Origin of the sequence: Pseudomonas brassicae (genome assembly GCF_010671725.1) — a bacterium.
GTDB classification, from domain to species: Bacteria; Pseudomonadota; Gammaproteobacteria; order Pseudomonadales; family Pseudomonadaceae; genus Aquipseudomonas; species Aquipseudomonas brassicae.
On sequence record NZ_JAAHBU010000182.1, the window covers coordinates 1 to 21,440 of the forward strand.

Annotated in this window: 13 protein-coding genes and 6 pseudogenes; 8 read left to right on the top strand and 11 right to left on the bottom strand. The window is 64.5% G+C overall.

Annotated elements, in window-relative coordinates; translation table 11 throughout:
* The 4 genes and pseudogenes from G3436_RS14085 to yccS all read left to right on the top strand — a co-directional run.
* Positions 1-966, top strand: a 966-nt coding sequence (locus G3436_RS14085) for an MFS transporter (protein WP_163945941.1), incomplete at its 5' end; no start/stop codon positions are given.
* 105 nt (positions 967-1,071) lie between these two features.
* Positions 1,072-2,409 carry an ATP-dependent RNA helicase DbpA gene (gene dbpA, locus G3436_RS14090; RefSeq protein ID WP_243667140.1) on the top strand — a complete coding sequence of 446 codons (1,338 nt, stop codon included), beginning with the start codon at positions 1,072-1,074 and terminating at the stop codon, positions 2,407-2,409.
* 128 nt (positions 2,410-2,537) lie between these two features.
* Positions 2,538-3,718: pseudogene (locus G3436_RS14095) on the top strand (BaiN/RdsA family NAD(P)/FAD-dependent oxidoreductase).
* Positions 3,719-3,839: 121 nt separating this feature from the next.
* Positions 3,840-6,019, top strand: a pseudogene (gene yccS / locus G3436_RS14100) (YccS family putative transporter).
* Here the strand turns inward: yccS and G3436_RS14105 are convergent.
* Positions 6,020-6,757 carry a substrate-binding periplasmic protein gene (locus tag G3436_RS14105; protein ID WP_163945947.1) on the bottom strand — a complete coding sequence of 246 codons (738 nt, stop codon included), beginning with the start codon at positions 6,755-6,757 and terminating at the stop codon, positions 6,020-6,022.
* A 244-nt stretch (positions 6,758-7,001) separates the two neighbouring features.
* Here G3436_RS14105 and G3436_RS14110 point away from each other — a divergent pair, with 244 nt between their 5' ends.
* On the top strand, positions 7,002-7,454 hold the full coding sequence (locus G3436_RS14110) for a GNAT family N-acetyltransferase (protein WP_163945950.1): 453 nt from the start codon (positions 7,002-7,004) through the stop codon (positions 7,452-7,454).
* A 65-nt stretch (positions 7,455-7,519) separates the two neighbouring features.
* Here the strand turns inward: G3436_RS14110 and G3436_RS14115 are convergent, their stop codons facing one another.
* From G3436_RS14115 to tkt, 9 genes and pseudogenes are all read right to left on the bottom strand, one after another.
* Positions 7,520-7,816: a winged helix-turn-helix domain-containing protein gene (locus G3436_RS14115; RefSeq protein WP_163945953.1), complete on the bottom strand. Its 297-nt coding sequence runs from the start codon at positions 7,814-7,816 to the stop codon at positions 7,520-7,522.
* A gap of 17 nt (positions 7,817-7,833) precedes the next feature.
* Entirely contained in the window at positions 7,834-8,334 is a 501-nt protein-coding gene (locus tag G3436_RS14120) for a M48 metallopeptidase family protein (RefSeq protein ID WP_163945956.1), read from the bottom strand.
* A gap of 61 nt (positions 8,335-8,395) precedes the next feature.
* Positions 8,396-10,503, bottom strand: a pseudogene (locus G3436_RS14125) (putative bifunctional diguanylate cyclase/phosphodiesterase); the annotation flags it as partial.
* A 219-nt stretch (positions 10,504-10,722) separates the two neighbouring features.
* On the bottom strand, positions 10,723-11,787 hold the full coding sequence (gene fba / locus G3436_RS14130) for a class II fructose-bisphosphate aldolase (RefSeq protein ID WP_163945959.1): 1,065 nt from the start codon (positions 11,785-11,787) through the stop codon (positions 10,723-10,725).
* Positions 11,788-11,889: 102 nt separating this feature from the next.
* Entirely contained in the window at positions 11,890-12,216 is a 327-nt protein-coding gene (locus tag G3436_RS14135) for an MliC family protein (protein WP_163945962.1), read from the bottom strand.
* A gap of 51 nt (positions 12,217-12,267) precedes the next feature.
* Positions 12,268-12,486, bottom strand: a complete 219-nt coding sequence (locus G3436_RS14140; RefSeq protein ID WP_163945964.1) for a hypothetical protein — start codon at positions 12,484-12,486, stop codon at positions 12,268-12,270.
* 30 nt (positions 12,487-12,516) lie between these two features.
* Positions 12,517-13,679 (bottom strand): annotated as a pseudogene (locus G3436_RS14145) (phosphoglycerate kinase).
* Positions 13,680-13,691: 12 nt separating this feature from the next.
* On the bottom strand, positions 13,692-14,759 hold the full coding sequence (gene epd / locus G3436_RS14150) for an erythrose-4-phosphate dehydrogenase (protein ID WP_163945967.1): 1,068 nt from the start codon (positions 14,757-14,759) through the stop codon (positions 13,692-13,694).
* 152 nt (positions 14,760-14,911) lie between these two features.
* The gene (gene tkt / locus G3436_RS14155) at positions 14,912-16,909 is read right to left on the bottom strand and encodes a transketolase (RefSeq protein ID WP_163945969.1); all 1,998 of its coding nucleotides are present in this window, start codon (positions 16,907-16,909) and stop codon (positions 14,912-14,914) included.
* A gap of 256 nt (positions 16,910-17,165) precedes the next feature.
* Here tkt and G3436_RS14160 point away from each other — a divergent pair.
* Positions 17,166-18,160: pseudogene (locus G3436_RS14160) on the top strand (ArsR/SmtB family transcription factor).
* Positions 18,161-18,179: 19 nt separating this feature from the next.
* Positions 18,180-19,370 carry a methionine adenosyltransferase gene (gene metK / locus G3436_RS14165; RefSeq protein WP_163945972.1) on the top strand — a complete coding sequence of 397 codons (1,191 nt, stop codon included), beginning with the start codon at positions 18,180-18,182 and terminating at the stop codon, positions 19,368-19,370.
* Between the two features lie 76 nt (positions 19,371-19,446).
* Here the strand turns inward: metK and G3436_RS14170 are convergent, their stop codons facing one another.
* Positions 19,447-19,644 (bottom strand): hypothetical protein, encoded by a 198-nt coding sequence (locus tag G3436_RS14170; RefSeq protein ID WP_163945975.1) that lies wholly within the window; start codon positions 19,642-19,644, stop codon positions 19,447-19,449.
* Positions 19,645-20,085: 441 nt separating this feature from the next.
* Between G3436_RS14170 and ligB the strand changes: the two are divergent.
* Positions 20,086-21,440: pseudogene (ligB, locus tag G3436_RS14175) on the top strand (NAD-dependent DNA ligase LigB); the annotation flags it as partial.

Consider the following 21,440-nt stretch of genomic DNA (forward strand, 5'->3'; position numbering starts at 1 on the left):
CCGACCCTGGGCGGCTGGCTGGTGGAGTACCTGACCTGGCACTGGATCTTCCTGCTCAACCTGCCGGTCGGCGCCCTGGGCTGTTATGCGGTGTGGAAGTTCATCCCCGACCTGCGCGGCTCGGAACGCACCCGCTTCGACGGCGTGGGCTTCGTGCTGTTCGGCGCCGCCATGGTGCTGATCACCATTGCCATGGAAGGCCTGGGCGAACTGCACCTGCCGCACCTGCGGGTGATGCTGCTGCTGTTTGCCGGCATGGCCTGCCTGGCGGCGTACTGGCTGCGCGCCGGCAGCATCGACAACCCGCTGTTCTCACCCAGGCTGTTCCGCACCCGGACCTTTTCGGTGGGCATCCTGGGTAACCTGTTCGCCCGCCTGGGCAGCGGCGCCCTGCCGTTCCTGGTGCCGCTGCTGCTGCAGGTGGCGCTGGGCTATTCGCCGTCGCAGGCCGGCATGAGCATGATCCCGCTGGCGGCGTCAGCCATGCTGGCCAAGTCGATCGCGCGCCCGCTGATCGAGCGCCTGGGCTATCGCACCATCCTCACCGGCAACACCTTGCTGCTGGGCCTGCTGCTGTGCAGCCTGGGCCTGGTCGACGAGCACACCCCGTATGCGCTGCTGCTGGTGCAACTGGGCCTGCTCGGCGCGGTCAACTCGCTGCAGTTCACCGCCATGAACACGGTGACCCTGATCGACCTGGACGACGCCAGCGCCAGCAGCGGCAACAGCCTGCTGTCGGTGGTCGCGCAACTGTCACTGAGCCTGGGCGTGGCCTGCGCCGGTGCCCTGCTGGGCGGCTTTACCGCAGCCGGCAGTGCCGAGGGCGTGGAAACCACCCTGGGTGCGTTCCAGCTGACCTTCCTGACCATCGGCCTGATGGCCATGCTGGCAGCGGCGATCTTCATGCAGCTGTCCAAGGCGGACGGGAGGCGTGCCCCTCGTCCGGAACCGGAGATCGAGCCTTAGGGCTATTGGCCACGAGGCTGGTACACTGCGCGACATTTTGTTTTGCAGGCCCGCCTCGTGACCACCATCGCCACCGAATTCGCCACCTTGCCGCTGTCCGCCGCCATGCTGGCCAACCTGGACGCCCTCGGCTACGCCCAGATGACCCCGATCCAGGCCCAGAGCCTGCCGGTGATCCTCAAGGGCATGGACCTGATTGCCCAGGCCAAGACCGGCAGCGGCAAGACCGCCGCATTCGGCATCGGCCTGCTCAACCCGATCAACCCGCGCTACTTCGGCTGCCAGGCGCTGGTGCTGTGCCCGACCCGCGAGCTGGCCGACCAGGTGGCCAAGGAACTACGCCGCCTGGCCCGTTCCGAAGACAACATCAAGATCCTGACCCTGTGTGGCGGCGTGTCGCTGGGCCCGCAGATCGCTTCGCTGGAGCACGGCGCACACATCATCGTCGGCACCCCGGGCCGCGTGCAGCAGCACCTGCGCAAGGGCACCCTGGTACTCGACGGGCTCAACACCCTGGTACTCGATGAAGCCGACCGCATGCTCGACATGGGCTTCTACGACGCCATCGCCGACATCCTCGGGCAAACCCCGGAGCGCCGCCAGACCCTGCTGTTCTCGGCCACCTACCCGGCCGGCATCAAGCAGCTGTCGTCGGCATTCATGCGCAACCCGCAGCAGGTCAAGGCCGAGTCGCTGCATGCCGACAACCAGATCGAGCAGCGTTTCTACGAGATCTCGCCCGAGCAGCGCATGGACGCCGTGACCACCCTGCTGGCGCATTTCCGCCCGCAGTCGTGCGTAGCGTTCTGCTTCACCAAGCAACAGTGCCAGGAAGTGGTCGAGCACCTGCAGGCCAAGGGTATTGCCGCCGAGTCGCTGCATGGCGACCTGGAACAGCGCGACCGCGACCAGGTACTGACCCTGTTCGCCAACCGCAGCACCTCGGTGCTGGTGGCCACCGACGTGGCCGCGCGCGGGCTGGATATCGATGCGCTGGACATGGTGATCAACGTCGAGCTGGCGCGCGATTCGGAAATTCATGTACACCGTGTGGGCCGTACCGGGCGTGCCGGTGAGAAAGGCCTGGCGGCCAGCCTGGTGGCGCCGTCCGAAGCGCACCGTGCGCAGGCCATCGAGCAATTGCAGAAGGCGCCGCTGCGCTGGGAGCAGATTGACGCGCTGACGCCGCAGCCGGGTGGGCCGCTGGTGCCGACCATGAGCACGCTGTGCATCGGTGCCGGGCGCAAGGACAAGCTACGTCCTGGCGACATCCTGGGGGCACTGACCGGCGATGCCGGGATTGCCGGCACCCAGGTGGGCAAGATCGCGATCTTCGACTTCCAGGCCTATGTGGCGGTTGAGCGTGGCGTGGCCAAACAGGCCTTGCAACGGTTGAACAGCGGCAAGATCAAGGGGCGTTCGTTGCGGGTTCGCATCGTCTAAGATCTTTGTCGCCCTTCAGGGCCCCTTCGCTGGCAAGCCAGCTCCCACAAGGTTTTGTGAACGCCAAAGAACCCTGTGGGAGCTGGCTTGCCAGCGAATGTTTCACCACCAATTTCGAGGATGTTGCAGTGCGTTCCACCGAAGTGATCATCATGGCGCTGGCGCCGCCGGCCTGATGTGCGCCCTCCACGCCGCCAACCGTGGCCGCCAGGTGCTGCTGCTGGACCACGCCAACAAGCCCGGCAAGAAGATCCTGATGTCCGGCGGTGGGCGCTGCAATTTCACCAACCTATACACCGAACCCGCCAACTTCCTCTCGCACAACCCGCATTTCTGCAAATCGGCCCTGGCCCGCTACACCCAGTGGGACTTCATCGAGATGGTCGGCAAGCACGCCGTGCCCTATCACGAGAAAAAACTCGGCCAGCTGTTCTGCGACAACAAGTCCAGCGACATCCTCGAGATGCTCCTGAGCGAATGCCAGGGCGCCGGCGCCGCACTGCACATGGACACCCGCGTGGAGCAGATCGAAAAGCTTGACCACGGCTACCTGCTCGAAACCAGCATGGGCACGCTGCAATGCCAGTCGCTGGTGATCGCCACCGGCGGTCTCTCGATCCCGACCCTGGGCGCCACCGGCTTCGGCTACCAGGTGGCCCGCCAGTTCGGCCACAGCCTGCTGCCGACCCGCGCCGGGCTGGTGCCGTTCACCATCACCGAACCGCAGCTCAAGGCCATTTGCAGCGAGCTGTCGGGCACCTCGGTGGACTGCATCGCCAGCTGCAACGGCGAGAGCTTTCGCGAGAACCTGCTGTTCACCCACCGTGGCCTGAGCGGGCCGGCGATCCTGCAGATCTCCTCGTTCTGGGACAGCGGCGACAGCGTCGAAATCAACCTGCTGCCCGACCATGACGCCCTCGCCTGGCTGCAACAGCAGCAGGCCGAGCGCCCCAACAGCGAACTGAAGACCCTGCTGGGCGAACTGTTCACCAAGAAGATGGCCAACCTGCTGGCCGAACACTGGTTCGTGTCCAAGCCGATGAAGCAGTACACCCCGGCAGAACTGGCCGAGGTCGCCGAAAAACTGGCGGCCTGGCAGGTGGTGCCGGCCGGCACCGAGGGCTATCGCACCGCCGAAGTGACCCTGGGCGGCGTGGACACCCGCGAAGTGTCGTCCAAGACCATGGAGTCGCTGAAGAGCCCAGGGCTGTACTTCGTGGGTGAAGTGCTGGATGTGAGCGGGCACCTGGGCGGCTTCAATTTCCAGTGGGCCTGGGCATCGGCCTACGCGGCTGCACAGTTCGTCTGAGCTTCGCGGTAGAATCGCGCATCACGGAACAAATTTTGCTGGTACGTGAACACGGTGACAGCTCGCTGGCGCCGTGACCGGCTCAATTTCGATCATCGCCAAGCAGGCCTGCCGCCCAATCATGTCATCGTCTTCCTTCAGCCATTCGCTGCGTCGTCTGTGGGCCCTGGACAAGTTCAGCTACAGCATCCGGGTATTGATCGCCCTGACCGGCAGCATGGCGCTGTGCTGGTACCAGGACGAAATGGCCCTGCTGATCCCGCTGTTCCTCGGCATTATCGCCAGCGCGCTGGCCGAGACCGACGACAGTTGGCAAGGCCGCCTCAACGCCCTGGCCGTGACCCTGGTGTGCTTCACCGTCGCCGCCCTGTCGGTGGAGCTGCTGTTCCCCTACCCGATCGTGTTCGGTTGCGCACTGGCCCTGGCCGCCTTCGGCCTGACCATGCTCGGCGCGTTGGGCGAGCGCTACGGCGCGATCGCCTCGGCCACGCTGATCCTGTCGGTGTACACCATGATCGGGGTGGACCAGCGCGGCGGCCAGGTCACCGACTTCTGGCACGAACCCTTGCTGCTGGTGGCCGGTGCGGCCTGGTACGGCCTGCTCTCGGTGCTGTGGCAGGCGCTGTTCTCCAACCAGCCGGTGCAGCAGAGCCTGGCCCGGCTGTTCCGCGAACTGGGCCGCTACCTCAAGCTCAAGGCCACGCTGTTCGAGCCGATCCGCCAGTTGGACGTGGAAGCGCGGCGCCTGGAACTGGCCCAGCAGAACGGCAAGGTGGTGGCCGCGCTCAACGCAGCCAAAGAGATCATCCTGCACCGCGTGGGCAATGGCCGGCCCGGCTCCAAGGTCAGCCGCTACCTGAAGCTGTACTTCCTGGCCCAGGACATCCACGAGCGCGCCAGCTCTTCGCACTACCCGTACAACGCCCTCACCGACGCGTTCTTCCACAGCGACGTGCTGTTCCGCTGCCAGCGCCTGCTGCGCCAGCAGGGCAAGGCCTGCGTGCAACTGTCCGAATCGATCCAACTGCGCCAGCCGTTCGTGTATGACTCAGGCTTTGCCGCCGCGCTGGAAGACCTGAGCGCCTCGCTCGAACACCTGCGCATCCAGAGCAACCCGGCCTGGCGCGGCCTGCTGCGCTCGCTGCGCGCGCTGGCGGCCAACCTGACCACCCTCGACCGTCTGCTCAGCGACGCGAGCAACCCCGACAACCTGGCCGACAACAGTGACTCCAGCCTGCTCGACCGCTCGCCGCGCAGCCTCAAGGATGTGTGGAGCCGCCTGCGCCAGCACCTCACGCCGACCTCGCTGATCTTCCGGCATGCCCTGCGCCTGCCACTGGCGCTGTCGGTGGGCTACGGCATGGTGCACCTGATCCACCCCACCCAGGGCTACTGGATCATCCTCACCACCTTGTTCGTGTGCCAGCCCAGCTACGGCGCTACCCGGCGCAAGCTGGGCCAGCGCATCATCGGCACCGCTATCGGCCTGACCGTGGGCTGGGCGCTGTTCGACCTGTTCCCCAGCGCGCTGTGCAATCGATGTTCGCGGTGGCCGCCGGGGTGGTGTTCTTCGTCAACCGCACCACCCGCTACACCCTGGCCACCGCGGCAATCACGCTGATGGTGCTGTTCTGCTTCAACCAGATCGGCGACGGCTACGGGCTGTTCCTGCCGCGCCTGTTCGATACCCTGGTGGGCAGCCTGATCGCGATCCTGGCCGTGTTCCTGTTCCTGCCCGACTGGCAGGGCCGCCGCCTGAACAAGGTGCTGGCCAATACCCTGAGCTGCAACAGCACCTACCTGCGCCAGATCATGCAGCAATACGCCCAGGGCAAGAGCGACGACCTGGCCTACCGCCTGGCCCGGCGCAACGCGCACAACGCCGACGCGGCGCTGTCGACCACGCTGGCCAACATGCTGATGGAGCCGGGGCATTTCCGTAAGGAAGCCGACGTGGGCTTTCGTTTCCTGGTGCTGTCGCACACCCTGCTCAGCTACCTCTCGGGGCTGGGTGCGCACCGTGACAGTGCGCTGGCCCCGGACGCCCATGAACAGCTGATCGATGGCGCCGGCGCAAGCCTGGCCAGCAGCCTCGACGAGATCGCCACGGGCCTGGCCAGCAAGACCCCGGTGGCGATCCACAGTGACGCCGAAGAGTCGCTGGCCGCCAGCCTTGAGCAGATGCCCGAGGAAATGGACGAGAACCAGCGCCTGGTGCAAACCCAGCTGGCGCTGATCTGCCGTCAGCTAGGGCCGCTGCGTACGCTTGCCGCGCACCTGATCAAGGACACTCCGGCCTGATCACAGGCCGTAGTCCTTGAGCAGCCGGGCATAGCTGCCATCGGCTTTCATGGCCGCAATGGCCTGGTCGAAGCCGGCCACGATCTGCGCATGGCGAGGGTTTTTAAGGCTGACCAGGATGTGCAGGCTGTTCTCGCTGAGCGGCTGGCCGAAGAACTCCACCCCCTCGCGTACCGTCGCCGTCTCGCGCTGCAGAAAGTAATGCGCGGCGTATTCATCGTTCACGGTCAGGCGCACGCGGCCGGCGGCAAGCATGCCCACCGCGACCGAGAAATCGCGCACCGGCACTTTCTGCAGGCGGGTGTCGCCATCGAACTCGACGGCATAGGCGTAGCCGCGCACCACCGCGATCAGGTGCGGATGCAGATCGGCGAGGCTGTCGAAGCGCAGGCTGTCGCCCTTGCGCCTGAGCAGGCGAACACGGTTGTTGAGATAGCCCACGGAGAACTGCCCGATGCGGGCCCGGGCCTCGTTCTGCCAGGCGTTGATCAGCACGTCATAGCGCCCCTCGCCCACCCCAAGCAGGGCGCGGGCCCAGGGCACCTGCTCGAACTCGCTGGCATAGCCTGCGCGCTGCAATGCCGTGGTGACGATGGCGGTGGCCAGGCCGCCGCGGGGCATGCTGGCATCGGTGAAGGGCGGCCAGGCATCGGCCACCAGGCGCAACTTTTCGGCCTGCGCCGCATGAGCCCAGAGCACCATCCAAAGCAACCCCACGGCGCGAAGCAGTGGCCGCATGCTCAAATCCTATAGCGGAGCAGGTCCGCACTCTTATTGAATGGCTTGAGAACTTTTTAGTGCCAAAACTCTAGGCTGCCCGCGCAGATTACACAAAGATTCAGGCTACGGGCAGTGCCGCGTGATAGCTAATTGCCGCTATTTTGTCGGGTTTCACACTCGCCTTGATCCACGGCAATTTCGCCCCTTCGCGATGGCCGCCAGGGATGGTTATGATCAGGGCATCACTGAAGAGAACATCGCCATGGCTATCGACTGGGTTTGCAAACATCACACCGACTTGGGCAAGGAGCAGCTGTATGCGTTGCTCAAACTACGGGTCGAAGTGTTCGTGGTAGAACAGAAGTGCCCGTACCTGGAGACCGATGGCCAGGACCTGGACGGCGATACCTGCCATTTGATGGCCTGGCGCGACGGCGAACTGGTGGCATACCTGCGCTTGCTGGACCCCGAATCACAAGGGGGCGATGTGGTCATCGGGCGGGTGGTGATTGCACCGTCTGCGCGCGGTGAAGGGCTGGGGCATAGCTTGTTGGTGCAGGGGCTGGAGCAGGCCGAGAAACACTGGCCGCAGGTGCCGGTGTACCTGTCGGCGCAGGCGCACCTGCAGGACTACTATGCGCGGCACGGGTTCACGGCGGTTGGGGAACAGTACCTTGAAGATGATATCCCGCATATCGGCATGCGCCGCGGTTGACGCCTGCCGGCTGACTGCGCGATGAGGCGACAACAGTCAATTCGACACACACGGGCGACGCAGCCTCAAGGATAGCCCAGCACCTCACGGATATTGCGCAGGTGCTGCATGATCCACTGCTTGTCGATTGCCCCCCAGTCACGAATGCGGTAGTGCCCGGCATGGTTGCGGGCACCGTCCTGCTGCTCGAACTCGCACACGATGTCCAGGTCGGCCAGCGCCACGATGGTGTCCTGCGCGGTACGCCGCGGCATGCCGGTAGCCTCCATCAGCGCCGGCACAGTGCTGGCAGTCTGGCTGTCGATCAGCCACGCCACGTACAGGCGACGATAGAAACTGGTCTTGGTCTTGCTCACGTCCATCGGCAAATCCCTTTCGATCAAGCGGCACCCGGCAGGTCGCGCCAGGTCAGGTAGACGCGCAGGTCGAACTCCAGTTGATGGTAGCCCGGCTGCATGTATTCACAGAGTTGGTAGAACGCCTTGTTGTGATCGCTTTCCTTCAGGTGCGCCAGCTCGTGCACCACGATCATCTTCAGAAACTCCGGCGCGGCGTCCTTGAACAACGCAGCCACACGGATTTCCTTCTTGGCCTTGAGCTTGCCGCCCTGCACCCGCGACACCGCGGTGTGCAGCCCCAGCGCGCGGTGCGTGAGGTCCAGGCGGCTGTCGAACAGCACCTTGTCCAGGTTCGGCGCATTGCGCAGGTGTTCCTGCTTCAACGCCTGCACGTAGGCATACAGGGCCTTGTCGCTCTGCACCGCATGACGCTCGGGGTAGCGCTGGCGCAGGTAGTCACCCAGACGGTTCTGGGCGATCAACTGGCGCACCTGATCTTGCAGGGCGGCTGGATAGGCTTGCAGGTACTTGAGCACGGTCATGGGCACAGGGGGTGGCGGGCAACGCCGCCAGTTTACCCAATTCTTGCGCAGCACCCGCCTGCCAGTCGAAAAAAGCCGGGAACAGCCCCGCCGCCTGGGCCGTCAACGGGCGAGCCACCAGGAAGCCTTGCACATACCCGCAGCCATTGGCCTTGAGCCAGCGGGCCTGCTCCAGGGTCTCGACGCCTTCGGCGATCACGCTGACCGAGTAGGCCTTGCACAGGTCGATCACACTGCGTACCAGCGCTGCATCGACCGCCGAGTCCGGCAGGCGCGCAACCAGGTGGCGGTCCAGCTTGAGGGTGTCGATCGGCAGGTCGCGCAGCAGGCGCAACGAGCACTCCCCCGCACCAAAGTCGTCCAGCGCCACACGCACGCCCAATTCGCGCAACCTGTGCAGTTGCCTGAGCGCAATGTCGCGGTTGGCGGCCAGCGAGGTTTCAGCCACTTCCACCTCCAACTGCGCCGGCAGCAGCCCATGGCTGGCAATCACGCGGCTCAGTTCCTCGACCAGGTTGGGCATGGCGAACTGCACCCGGCTCAGGCTGATGCCCAGCACCAGCGTCGGCTCGAACTGCTCGCGCCAGGCACGGCGCTGCACCGCGCCCTGGGTGTAGATCCAGCTGGCCAGGCGCGAAATCAGCCGCGCTTCTTCGAGCAGCGGCAGGAACAATCCGGGCGGCACGTCGCCCACACTGGGGTGCTGCCAGCGCAGCAACGCCTCGAACCCACGCAGGCGCCCATCGGCAAACGACACCTGCGGCTGGTACACCAGGCTGAAGTCGTGGTGTTCGATGGCATCGCGCACGCTGTCCTCGAGCATCAGCCGCGAGCGGGCGCGCCCATTGAGGTCCTGGTCGTAGTAGCGGTACTGCTGGCGCCCCGCCTGCTTGGCGGCGTACATCGCCGCGTCTGCCGCGCGCAGCAGGCCGTCCAGGTTAGGCCCGCAGTCGGGGTAGGTGGCGATACCGATACTGACCCCCAGGGTGACTTCCAGGCCATCCACCTGCTGGCAGATGGACATGCGCTCGATCAGTTTCTCGGCAAAACGCGCGGCCTGCTCGGGGTATTCCAGCGCGTCGAACAGCGCGGTGAACTCGTCCCCGCCCATGCGCGCCAGGATCGCATAGGCGCCCAGGCACTCCTTGAGCTGCTCGGCCACCCAATGCAGCACGCGATCGCCGGCTTCATGCCCGAGCGAGTCGTTGATGCGCTTGAAGCCGTCCAGGTCCAGGTACAGCAAGGCCTGCGCCTTGTCGCTGTGCTCGCTGCGCACCAGTGCGCTTTCGGCCGCCTGGTAGAAGCCACGCCGATTGAGCAGGCCGGTCAACGGATCGGTGACCGCCTGGAACTCCAGTTGCTGGTGCAGGCTGCGCACCACCGACATGTCCAGCACAGTCACCACCATGGCCCGCTGCTCGCCCGGCAAGGCCGCGCACGAGAGCGCCACTGGCAGCGGGCGACCGGCGGCGGTGCGCAGCAGCGCGTCGTGCAGGCGATAGATGTCGCGGTCCAGGTAAGCCTGGTAGAACGCCGAGTCACGCCACAGCGTGGGCACCGGCGACTGCACGAAACTCAGCAGGTCGGCGCCCTGCAAGCGCTCGACCGGTGCGTCGAGCAGGCGCGAGATGGCCGGGTTGGCAAAGCGGATGCAACCGTCCTCGGCCACCACCAGGATGCCTTCGGCGGCGTTGTCCAGCACCGAGGCGTTGAATGCCCGTGCCACCTCCAGGTCGTGGCTCAGGCGCTGCAGCGAACGGCTATTGCGCTGCTGTTCGAGCAGGGCCTGCACCTTGGGCTTGAGAATCTGCGGGTCAAACGGCTTGAACAGGTAGTCCACCGCGCGCTGGCATAGCCCTTGAGCACAGCGGCCTGGGATTGTTCGTTGGCGGTGAGAAAAATGATCGGGGTCAGGCGCGTGCGCTGGCTGCCGCGCATCAGCCGGGCGACTTCGAAGCCGTCCATGCCGGGCATCTGCACGTCCAGCAGGACCAGGTCCACTTCGTGTTCGAGCAGCTTGCTGAGGGCTTCGGTACCGGAACTTGCGGTCAATACCTGCCAGTCCTGACGCGCGAGCAGGGCCCGCATGCTGATCAGGTTTTCCGGGTAATCATCGACGATCAGTAAAACCGAACCGCCATCGTGTGTTTGAGGGTGCGCGCAATCCATGCTGCTTCTCTTGTGTAACGACGCCAAATTCCGGATGAAATCTGAGGTTTTACTCTAGACCCGGCAAACACAAAGCAGAAGTCGTCACATGGCCATCATTCAGGTAAATGGGGATTCCCGACTAACGGTCTGTCACCGTGGGCCACTTCGGGTGACCGTGATGGCCGGGCAGGCATAAAAAAACCCGCATCGCTGCGGGTTTCTGCATACCACCGGGGCTTAGTTGACCTTGGCGGCCAGCTCACCGTTGGCATAACGCTGGAACATGCCTTCCAGGGAGATCGGTTTGATCTTCGAGGCATTGCCGGCAGTACCAAAGGCTTCGTAGCGGGCGATGCACACGTCGCGCATGGCCTTGACGGTTTCGCCGAAGAACTTGCGCGGGTCGAACTCGCTCGGGTTGGTGGCCATCAGGCGACGCATGGCGCCGGTGGACGCCAGGCGCAGGTCGGTGTCGATGTTGACCTTGCGCACGCCGTGCTTGATGCCTTCGACGATTTCTTCAACCGGTACGCCGTAGGTTTCCTTGATGTCGCCACCGTACTGGTTGATGATCGCCAGCCATTCCTGCGGCACCGAGGAAGAGCCGTGCATGACCAGGTGGGTGTTGGGGATGCGCTTGTGGATCTCTTTGATCCGGTCGATCGCCAGCACGTCGCCGGTAGGCGGCTTGGTGAACTTGTAGGCGCCGTGGCTGGTGCCGATGGCGATGGCCAGGGCATCGACCTGGGTGCGCTTGACAAAGTCAGCCGCCTCTTCGGGGTCGGTCAGCATCTGGCTGTGGTCCAGCACGCCTTCGGCGCCGATGCCGTCTTCTTCTCCGGCCATGCCGGTTTCCAGCGAACCCAGGCAGCCCAGCTCGCCTTCTACCGACACGCCGCAGGCGTGGGCCATGGCCACGGTCTGCTGGGTGACACGCACGTTGTAGTCGTAGTCGGTCGGGGTCTTGCCGTCGATGCCCAGCGAGCCGTCCATCATCACCGAGCTGAAGCCCAGCTGGATCGAACGCTGGCATACGTCAGGGCTGGTACCGTGGTCCTGGTGCATGCACACCGGGATGTGCGGGAACTCTTCGATCGCCGCCAGGATCAGGTGGCGCAGGAACGGGGCACCGGCGTATTTGCGGGCACCGGCCGAGGCCTGGACAATCACCGGGGAGTCGGTCTTGTCGGCGGCTTCCATGATGGCGCGCATTTGCTCGAGGTTGTTGACGTTGAAAGCTGGAACGCCGTAGCCGAATTCGGCGGCGTGGTCCAGCATCTGGCGCATGCTAATGAGTGCCATTGTGTATCTCTCTCCCGACAAGCGTCGTGTTAATCGTGCAAGCCTGCCGCAGCGGCGGTTGCTATTCAAGTAGTGTGGGCCAACACGCGTCGGCCCGGCCAGTCACGGTGCCTTGCAGCCCCGCCCTATCAAATCGTTGGTGGCCACCCAGTACACCAGGCCCTCATCGCCCTTGGTGTGCAAGGCCAGCACGCCATCGCTGTACAGCGCGCCCGAGGCACCGGGTTCCGGCTTGAGCCGATAGACCTGGTCAGCACCGCCAAGGCGTACATCCACAGCCTCCTGGCTCGCATCGGCAAACCGCCACAACACCTCGGCGCCGCTGTCACAGACCCAGCGGGTCCAGGTGTCAGTCGGGGCCGGGGCTGGCCGCAACTGTGCGCATCCTGCCAGTAGTGCCAGGGCCATCAAGGCCACAACGCGTTTCATCCAAAATCCTCTAGAAGACCACGAACCTGGCAACAGGTTGCCATGAACCGATCAAGGGCAACCCGGCGCCAGGCGCTGGTGTTCGTCGTCGTACTTTGCCAGGCCGTCCGGGCCGAGCCTTTTGTTGATCACCGGCACGGTTTCTGCCTGCCAGTCGGACTGGTAGCAACCGCCCTTCGGCTTGCCAGGGGCATCCGCGGCAGGCTGCGGCTCGCTCGCGCAGGCGCTGAGCAACCCGGCCAGGATAATCACGGGCAATTGCTTGACCATCAGGTCACTCCCTTTGCCAGGCTGAGCAAATCAGGCCTTGGCCCGTTGTTCCAGCACTTCGACTGCCGGCAGTACCTTGCCCTCGACGAACTCGAGGAATGCACCGCCACCGGTAGAAATGTAGGAGATCTGGCTGGCCACGCCATATTTGTCGATGGCTGCCAGGGTGTCACCGCCACCGGCGATGGAGAACGCGGCGCTGTCGGCAATGGCCTTGGCCAGGGTCTTGGTGCCGTTGCCGAACTGGTCGAACTCGAACACGCCCACCGGGCCGTTCCACAGCACGGTCTTCGACGATTTCAGCAGTTCGGCGAACTGCTCGGCGGTTTGCGGGCCGATGTCCAGGATCATGTCGTCGTCGGCCACATCGGCGACCAGCTTGACCGTGGCCACGGCGCTTTCGGCGAATTCCTTGGCCACCACCACGTCTACTGGCAACGGCACGTTGACCTTGGCCGCGATGGCCTTCGCGGTGTCGATCAGGTCAGGCTCGTACAGCGACTTGCCCACCGGGTGGCCAGCGGCCGCCAGGAAGGTATTGGCGATGCCGCCGCCGACGATCAGCAGGTCGCACACCTGGCTCAGGCTGTTGAGCACGTCGAGCTTGGTCGACACCTTGGAGCCGGCAACGATGGCCGCCATCGGCTTGGCCGGGGCCTTCAGGGCCTTGCCCAGCGCGTCCAGCTCGGCGGCCAGCAGCGGGCCGGCGGCCGCGACCTTGGCGAACTTGGCCACGCCGTGGGTGGAGCCCTCGGCGCGGTGTGCGGTACCGAAGGCGTCCATCACGAACACGTCGCACAGGGCGGCATATTGCTGGGCCAGCTCGTCGGCATTTTTTTTCTCGCCCTTGTTGAAGCGCACGTTCTCGAACAGCACGATGTCGCCGGCCTGCACGTCGACGCCGCCCAGGTAGTCGGCCACCAGCGGCACGTCACGGCCGAGTGCCTTGCTCAGGTAGTCGGCCACCGGCTTGAGGCTGTTCTCGGCCGAGAACTCGCCCTCGGTCGGCGCCCCAGGTGCGAGCAGACCATCACGGCCGCGCCCTTCTCCAGGGCCAGCTTGATGGTCGGCAGCGAAGCCAGGATGCGCGCATCACTGCTGACCACACCGTCCTTCACAGGCACGTTGAGGTCTTCGCGGATCAGTACGCGCTTACCTTGCAGATCGAGGTCGGTCATCTTCAAAACGGTCATGAATGCAGTCCTTCAGGGCTGTTTACGAGTGGTGCAAGTTGAGTCCACGACGTGCAGAAAATGTTCGGCGACGTCGAGCATGCGGTTGGCGAACCCCCATTCGTTGTCGAACCAGGCCAGCAGGTTCACCAGGCGGGGGCCGGAAACACGGGTCTGGCTGGCATCGACGATCGCCGAATGCGGGTCATGGTTGAAATCACAGCTGGCGTGCGGCAGTTCGGTGTAGGCCAGCAAGCCCTTGAGCGGGCCGTTCAGGGCCGCCTCACGCAGCACCTGGTTGACTTCGGCCGCAGTGGTATCGCGGGCGGTCTGCAGGGTGATGTCCAGGCACGACACGTTGACCGTCGGCACGCGTACGGCTTTGGCCTGAATTCGCCCGGCAAGTTCCGGCAGCAGGCGTTCGATACCCCGCGCCAGCCCGGTGGACACCGGAATCACCGACTGGAACGCCGACCGCGTGCGGCGCAGGTCCTCGTGATGATAGGCGTCGATCACCGGCTGGTCGTTCATCGCCGAGTGGATGGTGGTGATCGACACGTACTCGATACCGAACGCCTGGTCGAGCACACGCAGCAGCGGCACGCCGCAGTTGGTGGTGCAGGAGGCGTTGGACACCAGCCGTTCGCTGCCGCTCAGGCAATCCTGGTTGATGCCGTAGACCACGGTGGCGTCGACATCCGCCTCGCTGGCCATGGGTTGCGAGAACAGCACGCGGGGGGCGCCGGCGTCGAGAAAACGCTGGCCGTCGGCACGCGTGTTGTAGGCCCCGGAGCATTCGAGCACCAGGTCGACGTCGAGCGCGGCCCAGTCGATGCCCTCGGGGGTGGCGCTGCGCAGTACTTTGACGCAGTCGCCATTGATATGCAGACAATCGCCGTCGACCCTGACCTCACCGGGAAAGCGCCCGTGGGTGGAGTCGAAGCGTGTCAGGTATTCGATACTGGCCTGATCGGCCAGGTCATTCAGTGCAACGATCTCGAAGCCCGCCTTGGCTCCCCGTTCAAAGAGTGCGCGCAGGACGCAGCGACCGATGCGGCCGTAGCCGTTGAGTGCAACTTTGTAGGGACGCGGTTGGGGCATGGGATGCTCACGGAACAGAAAATCATCTGTAGCCTGGGGATCTGAGTGGCCCTCATTCGCTGGCAAGCCAGCTCCCACAGGAATTGCCGCAACCCCTGTGGGAGCTGGCTTGCCAGCGAACAAGCCGGCGCCAGTCCCACAGGAGTACGCGATCAGTCTTCCAGCAGCTCTTCAGCCGTACCCAGGATGTTCTCCAGGGTGAAGCCGAATTCTTCGAACAGTGCCGACGCCGGCGCCGACTCACCGTAGGTGGTCATGCCGATCACGCGGCCTTCCAGGCCCACGTACTTGTACCAGAAGTCGGCATGCGCAGCTTCGATGGCGATCCGCGCGCCCACTTGCAGCGGCAGTACCGACTGCTTGTAGCTCGCGTCCTGGGCATCGAACACGCTGGTGCACGGCATCGACACCACACGCACCTTGCGGCCCTGCTCGGTCAACTTGTCGTACGCCTGCACCGCCAGGCCCACTTCGGAACCGGTGGCGATCAGGATCAGCTCAGGCTCGCCTGCGCAGTCCTTGAGCACGTAGCCACCACGGCTGATGTCGGCGATCTGGCCGGCATCACGGGTTTGGTGCTGCAGGTTCTGACGCGAGAAGATCAGCGCCGACGGGCCGTCCTTGCGCTCCAGGGCGTACTTCCACGACACCGCCGACTCGACCGCGTCGGCCGGGCGCCAGGTGTCCAGGTTCGGCGTGGTACGCAGGCTGGTCAGCTGTTCGATCGGCTGGTGGGTCGGGCCGTCTTCGCCCAGACCGATGGAGTCGTGGGTGTAGACGTGGATCACGCGCTGCTTCATCAGGGCCGACATGCGCACCGCGTTGCGGGCGTATTCCATGAACATCAGGAAGGTCGCGCCGTAAGGCACCAGGCCGCCGTGCAGGGCCACACCGTTCATGATGGCGGTCATGCCGAACTCGCGCACGCCGTAGTACATGTAGTTGCCGCTGGCGTCTTCGGCGCTGACGCCCTTGCAACCCTTCCACAGGGTCAGGTTGGAACCTGCGAGGTCCGCCGAACCGCCGAACAGCTCAGGCAGCAAGGGGCCGAAGGCGTTCAGGGTGTTCTGGCTGGCCTTGCGGCTAGCGATGGTTTCACCCTTGGCCGCGACTTCTGCGATGTACTCATCGGCACAGCGTGCGAAGTCCAGCGGCAGGTCACCGTTCAGGCGTGCCATCAACTCGATCGACAGCGCTTGGTGCTCGGCGGCATAGGCGTTGAAACGCTCGTCCCACTCGGCCTCGGCAGCAGCACCGGCTTGCTTGGCATCCCACTCGGCATAGATGTCGGCCGGGATTTCGAACGGGCCGTGGTTCCACTTCAGGGCTTCACGGGTCAGTGCGATTTCGGCATCGCCCAGCGGCGCGCCGTGGCAGTCTTCCTTGCCGCCCTTGTTCGGCGAGCCGAAGCCGATGGTGGTCTTGCAGCAGATCAAGGTTGGCTGCGCGCTCTTGCGCGCGGTCTCGATGGCGGTCTTGATCTCTTCGGGATCATGCCCGTCGACATTGCGAATCACCTGCCAGTTGTAGGCTTCGAAACGCTTCGGCGTATCGTCGGTGAACCAGCCCTCGACTTCGCCGTCGATGGAAATGCCGTTGTCGTCGTAGAAGGCAATCAGCTTGCCCAGGCCCAGGGTACCGGCCAAAGAAGCAACTTCATGGGAAATCCCTTCCATCATGCAGCCATCACCCAGGAACACATAGGTATGGTGATCAACAATGTCGTGGCCCGGACGGTTGAACTGGGCCGCCAGCACTTTCTCGGCCAGCGCGAAGCCCACGGCATTGGCCAGGCCTTGGCCCAACGGGCCGGTAGTGGTCTCTACACCCGGGGTGTAACCGAACTCAGGGTGGCCCGGGGTGCGGCTGTGCAACTGACGAAAGTTCTTCAGGTCGTCGATCGACAGGTCGTAGCCGGTCAGGTGCAGCAGCGAATAGATCAGCATCGAACCATGGCCGTTGGACAGCACGAAACGGTCACGGTCGGCGAAGTTCGGGTTGCTCGGGTTGTGCTTCAGATAGTCACGCCAAAGAACCTCGGCGATATCCGCCATGCCCATAGGGGCACCGGGATGGCCGCTGTTGGCTTTTTGCACGGCATCCATGCTGAGTGCACGAATGGCGTTGGCACGCTCACGACGGCTGGGCATCGCTAGTCTCCTGGGGCTTGAATAATACGAACGGAAAAAAGGCGGGCATTTTCGCCCAGGCACAGCCCCGGGGGCAATCACGGATGGTCGATGAACGCTGTTTTTCCTGTGATTGAGCGACTAATCCTGTGTTCGGCGGGCAAAACAGCAGAAATTGTCGCCTCGATCAGCCCGCCAGCCCCGCCCATCGAGCAATATCAAAACTTTTTGATATAGGCCTTGCGACTGCGCTGCGCGCTGACTAGACTGCGGCCCCATGAATGCACACGCCCCCACCATCGACCATGAGCAAAGCGACGCGCTGGCTGCCCTGTGCAAGGCCAGTGGCGATCCGTTGCGGTTGAAGGTGTTGCGGGCCCTGGCCAGCGACTCGTTCGGCGTGCTGGAACTGGCGCAGATCTTCGCCGTCGCCAGTCGGGCATGAGCATCACCTCAAGGTGCTGGCCCAGGCAGAGCTGGTGGCCACGCGCCGCGAAGGCAATGCGATTTTCTACCGCCGCGCCCTGCCCGACAGCCTGCGCCTGGGCGGCAAGCTGCACGCAGCGCTGCTCGACGAAGTCGACGCACTGGTGTTGCCGCAGGACGTACAGGCGCGCATCGGCCAGGTGCAGGTGCGCCGCGCCGCCACCAGCCAGGACTTTTTCCTGCGGGTTGAAGAGAAGTTTCGTGCCCAGCAGGACCTGATCGCCGGCTTGGCGCAGTACCGCGAAAGCTTGCTGGCACTGCTCGACAAGCTCAGCTTCGAGCCCGACGCCAGTGCGCTGGAGGTCGGCCCGGGCGATGGCGAGTTCCTGCCCGAGCTGGCCCGGCGCTTCGCGACCGTCACTGCGCTGGACAACAGCCCGACCATGCTCGAGCTGGCCCGCCAGGTATGCCAGCGCGAACGCCTGGCTAACGTCACCCTGCAGTTGGCCGATGCACTGCATGCAACGGATGTCCAGGCCGACTGCGTCGTGCTGAACATGGTCCTGCACCATTTCAGCGCCCCGGCCCAGGCCCTCGGGCAACTGGCCAAGCGTGTCAAACCAGGCGGAAGCCTGTTGGTAACAGAGCTGTGCAGCCACGACCAGAGCTGGGCGCGCCAGGCGTGCGGCGATCTCTGGCTGGGCTTCGAACAGCATGATCTGGCCCGCTGGGCCAGCGCTGCGGGGCTCGTTCCCGAGGACAGCCTCTACGTGGGCTTGCGTAATGGTTTCCAGATTCAGGTCCGCCACTTCCAGCGACCGCCTGGCAACAACTCACCATCGGTAAATTTTAGGAACCCGTCGAGATGAGCGAATACTCCCTTTTCACCTCCGAGTCCGTGTCTGAAGGGCATCCGGATAAAATCGCCGACCAGATTTCGGATGCGGTGCTTGACGCCATCATCAAAGAAGACAAGTTCGCGCGCGTGGCGTGCGAAACCCTGGTGAAAACCGGTGTGGCCATCATCGCCGGCGAAGTGACCACCTCGGCCTGGGTCGACCTTGAAGACATCGTGCGTAACGTGATCGTCGACATCGGCTACAACAGCTCCGACGTCGGCTTCGATGGCGCCACCTGCGCGGTGATGAACATCATCGGCAAACAGTCGGTAGACATCGCCCAGGGCGTTGACCGCAGCAAGCCTGAAGACCAGGGCGCCGGCGACCAGGGCCTGATGTTCGGCTACGCCAGCAACGAAACCCCTGAACTGATGCCAGCGCCGATCAGCTTCTCGCACCAACTGGTGCAGCGTCAGGCCGAGGCGCGCAAGTCCGGCCTGCTGCCGTGGCTGCGCCCGGATGCCAAGTCCCAGGTCACCTGCCGCTACGAAGGCGGCAAGGTCGTGGGGATCGACGCCATCGTGCTGTCGACCCAGCACAACCCGGACGTGTCCTACGCCGACCTGCGCGAAGGCGTCATGGAGCTGATCGTCAAGCACGTGTTGCCGGCCGAGCTGCTGCACAAGGACACCCAGTTCCACATCAACCCCACCGGCAATTTCATCATCGGTGGCCCGGTGGGCGACTGCGGCCTGACCGGTCGCAAGATCATCGTCGACACCTACGGCGGCATGGCCCGTCACGGCGGCGGCGCGTTCTCCGGCAAGGATCCGTCCAAGGTTGACCGCTCGGCCGCCTATGCCGGTCGTTACGTGGCCAAGAACATTGTTGCCGCGGGCCTGGCCGAGCGTTGCGAAATCCAGGTCTCGTACGCCATTGGCGTGGCCCAGCCGACCTCGATCTCGCTGAACACCTTCGGCACCGGCAAGATCGCCGACGAGAAGATCATCCAGATCGTGCGCGAGTGCTTCGACCTGCGTCCTTACGCGATCACCACCATGCTCGACCTGCTGCACCCGATGTACCAGGAAACCGCAGCGTACGGCCACTTCGGCCGTACCCCGCAGGTCAAGACCGTGGGTGACGACACCTTCACCACGTTCACCTGGGAACGCACCGACCGCGTCGACGCGCTGCGCGCAGCCGCCGGTTTGTAACGCACAAGCCTGGCAGCACCAAGAACGCCCCAGCCGGTTGCCCGGCTGCTTCTTGCTCGATGAGTCAGCGCGCTGGTCAGGTATAACCGAACACCCTGAACGTGCATCCCGAACTCACCCCAGCCGGGAACAGGCCGTCAGCCTCGCGCATTGTCGAATTGATCTGCATCTTCTGCACGTTGCCCTTGTAAAGCGTCATGGTGCCAAGCGCATGATAGCCCCCAAGACCAGCGTGATCGGCGTACACCGTCAGCGTCGCCGGCTCCTTGTCCACGGACTGAAAACCGATCCAGTTGTAAGGACTCAACACCTGCGGGCTGAGAAAGTTGCGGCCCGCACGCTTGCCCTTCTGCGTTTCGGCATTGGCTACGTAGTGATTTCCAGGGTACCGAGCAGTACCCAGCCTTGCGCCGGTGCGCTCTCAAGGGTCACCTGAACACTTTCAACGACACATACACACGCTTCATCCTTGCCTGACTGGTCCATCGCCTTAACCTCGTGAAAAGAGTAGGAAGCCGCACTGTTATCGTACGATCCTGCAGCAATGGCACAACTGGCATTTGTGTCAGGCTGGATGAGGTTTCCTGGAAACATCGATTGACAAGGCAAGCCATCGAACGCGACAGACTGCACCTACCCTTAGCGCTCATCGGATCCCAAGCAAGGAAGCGGGCCATGAGCCGTAAAGTGTTGTGTGCATTGATACTGTGCGCCGGTGTTTTGCCAGGATCTGCACTCCCCTGCCCCCGAGTGGTCGCGCGAAACCGCTCGGGGCGAAATACATCAATTGAGCCGCGATGTCCGCCGCTGGGACGAGCACTACCATCGCCTGGGCATCTCACTGATCAGTGACGAACTCTACGACCAGAGCCGCGCGCGCCTGCAGCAGTTGCAGGCCTGCTTCCCCGACGCCGGCGTGGCAACGCCAGACCCGCTCAAGAGCGCCACCGGGCCGCTGCGCCACCCCATCCCCCACACGGGCTTGAACAAGCTGCCCGACGAAGCCGCGGTGCGCGCCTGGATGCAAGGCAAACAACACCTCTGGGTGCTGCCGAAAGTGGATGGGGTGGCTGCCACACTGATCTACGAAAAAGGCCGGCTGGTGCGCCTGATCAGCCGTGGCGACGGGGTCGACGGGCATGACTGGAGCCGTCATCTGCCGGCACTCGGCGCACTCAACCAGACACTGCCCGAGCCCCTCGACCTGGTCCTGCAGGGCGAACTGTTCTGGCGCCTGGAGGGGCATATACAGGCTGACGCCGGCAGCCAGAACGCCCGCAGTAACGTCGCCGGGCTGCTCGCGCGCAAGCAGCTCACACCCGAGCAGGGCGCGGTCGTTGAACTGTTCGTGTGGGCCTGGCCGCAAGGCCCGTCGGATCAGCGCGAACGCCTGGCACGCCTGAGCGCACTGGGCTTCGACTACACCGAACGGTTCAGCCAGCCGGTGCAGACCTTCGACGATGCCGCACGCTGGCGCCAGCACTGGTACCGCAACCGTCTGCCCTTCGCCAGCGACGGCATCGTGCTGCGCCAGGGCCAGCGCCCACCCGCTGAACGCTGGCAGGCCAAGGCCCCCTACTGGATCGCGGCCTGGAAGTACCCGTTTGCCCAAGTGCTGGCCGACGTACGCCAGGTCCGGTTCAATGTGGGGCGCACCGGTCGCATCACCCCGGTGTTGCAGGTGGCGCCGGTGCGCCTGGACGACCGTACGGTGCGCCAGGTCAGCGTCGGCTCGTTCAAGCGCTGGCAGCAGTTGGACATCCGCCCGGCGACCAGGTGGCCATCAGCCTGGCCGGGCTGACCATCCCGCGGCTCGACGCGGTGGTGCTGCGCGCCGTGCAACGCCGGCCGGTCGAGGTACCGGCAGAGGGTACTTTCCACCCGCTCAGTTGCTGGCAGGCCGCTGGCGAATGCCGCAGCCAGTTTGTCGCACGCCTGCTCTGGCTCGGCGGCAAGCAGGGCCTGGCCCTGCCCGGTGCCGGCCCGGCGAGCTGGGAGCGCCTGATCGACAGTGGCGAGCTGCGCAAGTTGGCCGACGTGCTCGAGCTGCCCGCCACCCACCCGCTCGCC